7 protein-coding genes and 2 pseudogenes are annotated in these 8,704 nt (G+C 67.5%); 5 read left to right on the plus strand and 4 right to left on the minus strand.

The features are described 5' to 3' along the window. Window positions 1-171: 171 nt before the first annotated feature. The 4 genes and pseudogenes from ACFWSK_RS36745 to ACFWSK_RS36760 form a co-directional block, all read right to left on the minus strand. Window positions 172-757, minus strand: a pseudogene (locus tag ACFWSK_RS36745) (transposase family protein). 222 nt (window positions 758-979) lie between these two features. Further along, window positions 980-1,657 (minus strand): TIGR04222 domain-containing membrane protein, encoded by a 678-nt coding sequence (locus ACFWSK_RS36750; protein WP_383796261.1) that lies wholly within the window; start codon window positions 1,655-1,657, stop codon window positions 980-982. A gap of 346 nt (window positions 1,658-2,003) precedes the next feature. After that, window positions 2,004-2,258 carry a hypothetical protein gene (locus ACFWSK_RS36755; protein WP_383796264.1) on the minus strand — a complete coding sequence of 85 codons (255 nt, stop codon included), beginning with the start codon at window positions 2,256-2,258 and terminating at the stop codon, window positions 2,004-2,006. 585 nt (window positions 2,259-2,843) lie between these two features. Further along, window positions 2,844-3,380 (minus strand): isoprenylcysteine carboxyl methyltransferase family protein, encoded by a 537-nt coding sequence (locus tag ACFWSK_RS36760; protein WP_383796267.1) that lies wholly within the window; start codon window positions 3,378-3,380, stop codon window positions 2,844-2,846. Between the two features lie 213 nt (window positions 3,381-3,593). On the opposite strand from ACFWSK_RS36760, the gene ACFWSK_RS36765 reads away from it, so the two are divergent. The 5 genes and pseudogenes from ACFWSK_RS36765 (at window position 3,594) to ACFWSK_RS36785 (ending at window position 8,609) form a co-directional block, all read left to right on the plus strand. After that, complete coding sequence (locus tag ACFWSK_RS36765) at window positions 3,594-4,457, plus strand: acyl-ACP desaturase (RefSeq protein ID WP_383796270.1); 864 nt, start codon at window positions 3,594-3,596, stop codon at window positions 4,455-4,457. Between the two features lie 68 nt (window positions 4,458-4,525). Then, the gene (locus tag ACFWSK_RS36770; protein WP_383796273.1) at window positions 4,526-5,395 is read left to right on the plus strand and encodes a helix-turn-helix domain-containing protein; all 870 of its coding nucleotides are present in this window, start codon (window positions 4,526-4,528) and stop codon (window positions 5,393-5,395) included. Between the two features lie 63 nt (window positions 5,396-5,458). After that, window positions 5,459-6,730, plus strand: a pseudogene (locus tag ACFWSK_RS36775) (transposase); the annotation flags it as partial. Window positions 6,731-6,799: 69 nt separating this feature from the next. Further along, complete coding sequence (locus ACFWSK_RS36780) at window positions 6,800-7,297, plus strand: YfbM family protein (RefSeq protein ID WP_383796282.1); 498 nt, start codon at window positions 6,800-6,802, stop codon at window positions 7,295-7,297. 394 nt (window positions 7,298-7,691) lie between these two features. After that, a complete protein-coding gene (locus ACFWSK_RS36785; RefSeq protein ID WP_383796276.1) occupies window positions 7,692-8,609 on the plus strand; it encodes a hypothetical protein in 918 nt (305 codons plus the stop codon). Window positions 8,610-8,704: the final 95 nt, after the last annotated feature.

The following is an 8,704-nucleotide window of genomic DNA, read 5'->3' on the forward strand; positions in this document are numbered from 1 at the left end:
GTCGCCGGACTGCTCTCCCACCAGCAGACCGCCACCATCGCCAGCAGCGTGCGAATGTGAACACGACGGCCAAACCTCGGCCCTCGACGCGCACCGCCAACCATGCACGAGCTCGTAAGCGTTGTCCCGTAAATGATCTACGACGTGTTCGCTGGCCTGCTCGTTCGTTCGTCACCCGGCGAGGGCGAGGTTGTGCGGGCGGGTGATGCCGAGCATGGCGTGGTGGACGCCGTCCGCCGTCCGCGATGACCGTGGTCTGGCCGACGGTGGCCTTCGCACCGGACAGCTCTTATGCCTTGCAGTCGTTTCGGTTGCCGGGCGAAGGGCGGCCGACTGCGACCACCAGTCGGGTGTCGGCGTCGATGACGACCTGGTGGTTGTTGGAGTACCGGTGCTCGGCGACATTGTGGTCGCGGGTGGGGACCAGGGTGCCGTCCACGATGAGCACGGTGTCCTTGTGGAACCGCTTGCGTTGCTGGAGCGCGAGCGATGGCCCGAGGTGGTCGATGATGCGGTCGGCGGCGGACTTCGACACCCCGAACAGCGGCGCCAGCTGCCGCAGGGTCAAGTTCGAGCGCCAGTACGCGGCGACCAGCAGCACGCGGTCCTCCGGCGGCAGACTTCACGGCCGGCCGTTGCGCACCGGATCTGCACCCTCGCGCCGGAGTGCGGTGATCAGCCTGCCGAACTGGCGCGGGCTCAACCCGCTGAACGGGGCTGTCCAAGAGGGCTGCGACGTCGTGATCACACCAGACACGCCAAGATCATCTCACCCCTGACCAGCAGTCACGGGACAGGTCTTAGGAAGTTGCGCCAACCTGCGGGCATGGGAAACCCCCGTCGACTGTGGGAGTGGTGCGGGCCGGTCGTACTGCACCCAGGACGAACCTGTATGACACCGGGCCTACTCCGCATCTCCGACCCCTTCCGTGTGGAGCTCCCCACCGCACGAACCCCGCGACAGCACTGAGCTACCGCGTCAGTCCCCGCTGCTCCCTCCGCCGCCGCAGCTGTAGGCGCTGCCTCCGTCCGTGTCCGGATCGGGGTGGGAGTGATCGAGGGCTTTACCCATGCGGATGAGGCTGCGTCCGAGTCGGTGGGGGATGGGCTGGGCGCTGAGCAGTCCATATTGGACAGGCCCGCGTTCGAGCTCGGTGGGTCCTTTGAAGACATGCGCGGGTATGCCTGCATGAGACGTGGCCACTGCCAGATGCCGTCGTCCCGCGCGCGTGGGACGACCACGCCGGCGGTGAAGGAGGCCTTCAAGGACGAGCCGACGGGCAAGCGCGTCGATTTCCGGGCAGAGCCTCAGGCCCTCGATGACGTCCGTGACGCTTCTGCTGCGAGAGCAGGCCGCTATGAGCGCGCGATCGATCGGATGCGCAGGCTGCTCATCGCGCACGGTGCGCACCCGAGCGGCACGCATGGACAGAGTGCCACGTTCGATCAGGGCGACTAGCGCGCATTCCACCACCCGCCGTCCGCCGCCGGCGAGGAAGGCGTACTCGTACAGGCCCGGCACCCCGCCTCCGTGTTCTGCCTGGGGCAGCTGATTCTCCCGGCTCATTCGGTCCCCCTCGGATTCGAGCACTTTCTCTCGCATGGTCCCCCGGAGAGGTGGTGCCTGCCTTCTCTCCGGCCGTGTTGAGAGCTTCATCTGAGCTTCCCCCAGAAGCGCCCTGGGCTCCTGTGCCCTCCCGGCCTGCCGCCTACCCAGCGCCACCGCGACACCTTCGGGGAGCTGTTCGCCGCAAGATCCCCGCTATAGGACTGGGCAGGCGCGTCAGTCAACTCACCGAAGAGCAACGAGCGCTTCAGAACCACTCGAAGGGGCTCGTTCCAACCTTCGCTTCGCAGACAAGCGTACTGCCGAGCTGAAAGCCCAGTTCCTCGAAGCGTGAATGTCACCCGCTGCGCTCCTGGTCCTTCCCGCCCCGGCGGGGGTGAATGTCGGGGAAGGCATACCGAGCTCAGGGTCGGGCGGGCGTGGCATGCATGGGCTGTCAGGCGCAGGCTGGCCGGCGCGCAGGGCAGCCCGCTGTAACGCCCCGTGCCGCGGCGAGGCTGCACGGGCTTGGAGTGATGAACACCGCGAGGCAGCGGAACTCGCCTTGTGCGCCCTCCAGTTGTATTGACGGGCGCCAGGCGGGCGTGTAGGCGCCGCGTAGCACTGGGGTGTTGTCCGGGTAGGAGCCGCCGGTCCGCAGCAAGGTGCCGCTGAGTTCGCTGCCGTGGTGGATGTGGAATTCCTCGTCCATGGTCGGTCTCCTGCGCTGCCCGGCGCCACAGGAGTCCTGGATCTACTGTGGCCCGAAGGAAGAGGCGTCACTGCCCGGATCAGCGAGTGAACGACCCTGGTGGGGAGACTGCCGAGCAGCAGGCGTACCTCACGGGCTAACCCCGCCCCGCCGCCAGGGGAATCCTCCTGCGTGCGGGGCTGGCTCATGCCAGGCGGTGGAATGGCGGAGAGGTCCGCGCAAGTACCCCCGGGGGCCGGATCGGCCACCTCCGTGGCGGCCGGATGAGGGGTGCCAACCCAAGTCGCTTCCACCCTGGCATGGACTCGACATGACGGGGGCAGAGCAATAGGCGTCGTGGGTTGGCCGTTGAGCCAGTGGGCCGGTGGCGGCGGCAGCGGATGTCCCCGGTGGCGTCCGGGTAGACCCTCACGTGCCCCTGCGGTCCGGGCCCATGAGGCATCGGCTGGTCCAGGAAGAGTCTGACGCTGCCTGGCGGTTGATGGCCGAGCGGCTCCAGAAGGCGGGCAGAACGGTCCCACCTCACCTCCTTTCGCGCACCAACTCGTTATGCCGTCACATGGCGGCACATGGCGGCACACGGCGTCACGCGGCCAAGCGGAGTGCGGCGTTCTCTGTCCGGAGGCGCACGGTTAGCACTGTCGCGTTGGCGGCGGTGAAGAGCAGTGCGGTGATCCAGGCGTTGAATACGAGGGGAAGCGTGACGCCCTCGATGGCTACGACGAGGGAATTAGGGTGGCGGAGCCAGCGGTACGGCCCCTTCCGGATGAGGGGGCGCCCCGGGATGACGATGACGCGAGTGTTCCAGTGGGGGCCGAGGGATCGCACGCACCACCAGCGGCCGGCGTGGACGAGGGCTTGCAGGCACAGGGCCGGCCCGCCCAGAGCCGGGACGAAGTGTCGATGAAGCAGGGCTGTTTCGGTCACGATGCCAAGGAACAACCCAACATGGGCGGCGACCATGAACGGGAAGTGCCGCTGTCCGAACTCCAGGCCGCCGAGCGACCTTGCCCATCGCGCGTGTCTGCGAGACAGCCACAGCTCGGTGAGGCGCTCGCTCACGACAGCGGATAGCAGCAGGGACAGCCCCAGCGGGAGGGCGGAGGGGTCCGCGAGGGTCACGGTTCTCCTTTTGTGTCAGTTGGCAGGGCCGCCGCCGCTTGGTCAGAACTGTCCGGCCGTGTGAGGGGTAACGATCGCCGGTTCGGGTCAGTAACGGGCGTGCTGCCTTGCGGTGCTTGAAGTCTCCCGAGGGGGTGACAGGGCGTTTCTTCAGTTCTCTGCGTGCGTTGGTCCGGTGGCGCGCTGATGTGCCAACACAGGGGGGTGAGTGGCGTGCCGGACGTGCTGCGGGAGTTGGAGCCATCGGTCGAGCGGCTGCTGGAGCGGCACCTGGCTGCCGCACGGGACTGGCTGCCCCATCAGTTCGTGCCCTGGAGTCAGGCACGGGACTTCGACGGGCCGCTGGACGGCGCGGCCTGGGATCCGGAACAGTCCCCGTTGCCGCGGGCCGTGCAAGACGCGCTGGTCATCAACCTTCTCACCGAGGACAACCTGCCCAGCTACCACTTCGAGATCGCGGCGCGACTGGGGCGAGACGGTGCCTGGGGGACGTGGGTTCACCGGTGGACGGCTGAGGAGGACCGTCACTCGACCGTGCTGCGTGCCTTCATCCACGCCCGACGGGCGGTAGACCCTGTCGCTCTTGAACGCCTTCGGATGAGCCATGTGTCGACCGGATGGTCCGTTCAATGGCTTACTCCGCTGCACTGTCTGGCGTACGTCACCGTCCAGGAGCTGGCGACCAGGCAGGCGCACCGCAACACGGGTGTGCTGTGCGGAGATGTGGTGGGCGAGTCGTTGATGGCCAGGATCGCGGCCGACGAGAACCTGCACATGCTGTTCTACCGGGGGTTGTACGCAGATGCGTTGCGAGCGTTTCCCGACGATGCGATGGCAGCCCTGGCGGACGTGCTGTGCGGCTTCGAGATGTCCGGGACAGGAATTGCCGGGTTCCGGGCGCGAGCCGCGCGCGTGGCGGCGGCGGGCATCTGCGGCACTACGGCACTCGCCGTCCTGCGCAAAGGTCTCGCACGGGTGCTGACCGCCGAGGGGATCACACCCCCAGTTGCTCGGGAGCGCCTCCGGCACCACGAACGAGAACCGGGCGCTGCGCGAGCACGACGGCACGGCACGTGATCAACAAGTTCTCTCCCGTGGGAACCTGCGGACCAGGACGATGACGTGAAGCCGGAGGTACACCGCCCATGGCGGCGAACAACAATCCCACTGTCAGGAGACGGCGCCTGGGGGCCGAGCTGCGCCGGTTCCGCCAGGCCAGTGGGCTGAAGAGCACAGAAGTGGCCGAGCGGCTCATGGTCTCCCAGCCCAAGATCAGTCACCTGGAGAACGGCCGCCGTGCCATCAATCCCCGAGATGTGCGCGATCTGTGCGGGATCTACGGAGTGGTGGATCAGCAGGTCATCGACTCGCTGATGGAGATGGCCAGGGAATCCGGCGAGCAGGGATGGTGGAGCGTCTACGGAGACCTCCCTCACGGCGTCTACATCGGCCTGGAGACGGACGCTGCCTCGATCCACACCTACGAGCCCCTGGTGGTGCCTGGCCTGTTGCAGGCCCCCGCCTACGCCCAGGCCGTCATCGAAGAAACGATCCCCCTGCTCACCGTCGAACAGGCGGCCGTTCGCCTGAAGGTGCGGCTGCGCCGTCAGCACCGGATCTACGACCCGGCGTGCCCGCTGCGTCTGTGGGTCGTCCTGGACGAGTCGGCCCTGCGCCGTGTCGTCGGCTCTCCCGACGTCATGCGCGAGCAACTGGAGCACCTGAACGCGCTGAGCGGCGAGCCGCACATCGCCGTGCAGGTCCTCCCGTACGCGGTGGGGGCTCACCCGGGCCTGTCGGGGCAGTTCTCCATCCTGAGGTTCGCCGACAGCCCCGAGGCGGGAGTGGTGTATCTGGAGCAGTTCACCAGCGACCTCTACCTGGAGAAACCATTCGACGTGCAGCGTTACAGCATGATGTACGACCACCTCCAGGCCCAGGCCCTCGACCCTGACCGCAGCCGCCGGTTCATTACCGACCTCATCAAGTCGCACATCTACGCGGGCCGGCCCTGAGTTCGACGGCAGCGACTGCACGAGGAGTGTCCTCTCAGCTTGTCATCTATGGTCCGGTATCGAATGAGGCTCGATCAGGGTGTCCTGCGGGACGCATTCGCGGAAGTGTCACACTTCCGGTCGGAGTTGTACGCGTGCATGACCGCGCGGGGCGACGCGTTGTTCGAGTTGTGCGACGCGCTGTTGCGCTCGGATGGGCCGGTGCGGACGCTGGTTGATCTCGCGCTCGCGCCAGAGCATCGTCGTGGTCACGGAGCACTGTATGGCGGGCTCAACCAGGGGCGCATCGATGTCGCACGGCTGCGTCGCGCCCCGGTCGGGGTGCCGTTGCCAAGGACGGGCGGCTGGTGCTGGCTGTGGATGTCTCGCCGTGGCTGCGGCCGGACGCCAACACGTGTGCAATACCGGGCTTTTGCCACACGTTCGGCTGGGGTGAAGGCAAGCACCAGATGATCCCTGGCTGGCCGTACTCGGTCGTGGCCGCGCTGGAGACCGGCCGAACGTCCTGGACGGCGGTGCTGGACGCGATCCGCCTGGAGCCAGGCGCCGACGTTTCCGCGGTGACCGTGGTGCGGGTCCGCGAGGTCGTCGAGCGGCTCGCTGCCGCAGGCCACTGGCAGCCGGGCGACCCGGAGGTCTTGGTCGTGCTGGACGCCGGATACGACGCCCCGCGCATCGCCACCTGCTGGCGGGACCGCCCGTAGAGATCCTCGGTCGGCTCCGTTCAGACCGCGTGATGCGGCGGCCGACACCGCCTCGGGTCTACGACCCCAGGCCGGCCGCCAAAGCACGGCGGCGAGTTCGTCTTCGGAGACCCGGCAACCCGGGGTATGCCCAGCGGCGGGGTCAACAAGCCGGTATGGCTGTGGTGGTCGGGGCACCGATGCGACCGAAACGGATGTCGACCGCGGTTGACAGTCCTTCCTGTGACGCTTCGACATCGAGCACACGCTTTCGCCTGTTCAAGCAGACACTCGGATGCACCAAGCCCCGACTCCGCGACTCGGAAGCGGCCGACCGGTGGACGTGGTTGGTGATCGCCGCCTACGTCCCGCTCCGGCTCGCCCGCCCTCTGGCCACCGACCTGCGGCGGCCTGGGGAAAGGCCGGCCGAACCGAACAGACTGACACCCGCCCGTGTCCGCATAGGCTTCAGGGACCTGCACGCCAAGACTGGGTCACCAGCTGGTGCACCGAAACGTCCCGGCCCGGACCAGGTCGGCCCCTGGGTTCGAAGAACCGTCGCCAAGCCACCCGTCATGACGTGGGCAGAGTCCTCGCCACCGGCGGGGCATACGGCCGACCCGCCCATCACAAGAAGGGCACGAAGCCCCGACGCACAGCATGGCTACCAGTTCGGCGCTGCCCGACCCCGCTGTCAGACACGCTCCGTATGCTGCCGCCCATGAGCATGAACGGGGAGTACCTACGCGTCACACCCGCGGAACTGGACCGGGTGGTGAAGGATCCCGAATGGGCTCTGGACCTCTCCGAGGAGATTCAGGACGCGCAGGAAGAGTGCGAGTCCGCACCGGCCGAACTGCGGCACTTCACCACGCACCAGACATGGCACCTGCTGGGGTTCCTCCTGCAACGTTCCGCTTTCCCTGTCGACATCGTTCACGGTGAGGAACCCCTCGCCACCGATGACTGGGGCTACGGACCGCCGCAATACCTGACCCCAGACCGAGTACAGCTGGCCGCTGAGACCCTGCAGCAGACGACGTATGACCAGCTCATCCAGGATGTCGACCCCTCCGAACTCACCAAGGCCGAGATCTACCCCCAAATCTGGGACTCGCCCGCCTCACTGGACTGGGCCCGCGACCTGTTCACTCCCCTGACAGAGTTCTTCCAGGGGGCTGCGTCCACCGGTCACGCGATGCTCATCTGGCTCGACTGATCTACCCCTGAGCGGCCTGGATGTTGAACGACAAGCTCAGTGCCTGTCTCTGACCTGTATCAGCAGGTCAGGGGCCATCAGCCTGGACGCCGAGTCCGGCTTCCTGGCCGTGCTCCTGAAGCTGGACGCGGCCAACACACTGCGCGTCGCCCGCCCTGGCCCGACGGCGGCACACTTGCTGGCGGTTGCCGGATGATCGAACTCATGGCGCGCGCAACCGCCTGATTCGGATGGAGCAGGGGGCATGGAGACGCCGCTCGTGGGGTACCTGAGGCGTGATCAGTTTCGAGTGACTGTAGGGGTTGCGCGCGCGGTGATCCGGGACGCGGCGTGCTCCTGACCAGGGGGTACCGAGATGCACAGCAGCTTTTTCATACGTCGGCGGAGATGGGGTGTGGCGGGCGGTGCTGTCGCGCTCCTGCTCACCATGGGTGGGGTGACGGCCCTGTCCGCAGCGGCGGCGACCGCAGTACCTCAGCGGGTGACCTCGTACGCGTTCACCAGCGAGGAAGGCGACTGGGTGGGGGAGGGGGTACCGGGGAACTACCGTGCTCCCGCCGATGAGATCGTCGTCACCGGGCCTGCGTCGAATGTCCAGGTGTCGGTGCCTGATGAGGAGGGTGGTTGGGACATCAACCTCACCCCGCCCGCCGGACACCCGGCGCTCTTCCCCGGCGTCTACAAGGATCCGGGTTCGACTGTCGGGCGGGTGCCCAACCTGGCTGTCAGCGGGCACCACCGTGCCTGCAACGTGACGTACGGGTCGTTCTCGGTCAATCAGATCGAGACCGACGCCTCCGGTGAGGTGACTGTCCTGGACTTCAGCTATGTCCAGCGGTGCGAGTCCGCGGATGCGCCGGCCATGCGAGGGTCGGTGAAATACCGCGCCTACCCCCTGTCGTTCCGTTACGACGGCGAGCCGGGCGACTACCCCAGCCGTGGACGCAGCGGCACGCATACCGGTGCCAGCAGCGTGTTCGTACTGCGGGAACGGGAGAACACGCCGGATGGGCAGATCAGCTTCCAGATCGAAGGCAGAGGCGAAACCTGGGGCGGCATCGTGGCCGCGCCCCGAGGCGAGTCCATCGAGGTCGGCCGCACCTACCAGGCGAACGGTCTCGGAGACGACGGCGAGGCACGGCTCGATGTGAGTGGTGCGGGAGGCGGCTGCAACGGCACCTCGGGAGAGTTCACCGTCAGCCGGATGAGCGTCGACGGACGCGGCATCATCACCGCCTTGGCGCTCAGCTTCACCCAGTACTGCGAAGACTCGACCGCGGCCCTGCGCGCGACGCTGCGCTACTACGCCTGACCAGCTGTTCCGTACGAGGCGCGGGGCCCGCGCCCCGGGCGGGGGGGGGGCGGGAGGGGGGTAGATGCCCGGGGCCCACCCGCGGCAGCGCCGGG

The organism is Streptomyces sp. NPDC058620 (assembly GCF_042717135.1).
GTDB lineage: Bacteria > Actinomycetota > Actinomycetes > Streptomycetales > Streptomycetaceae > Streptomyces.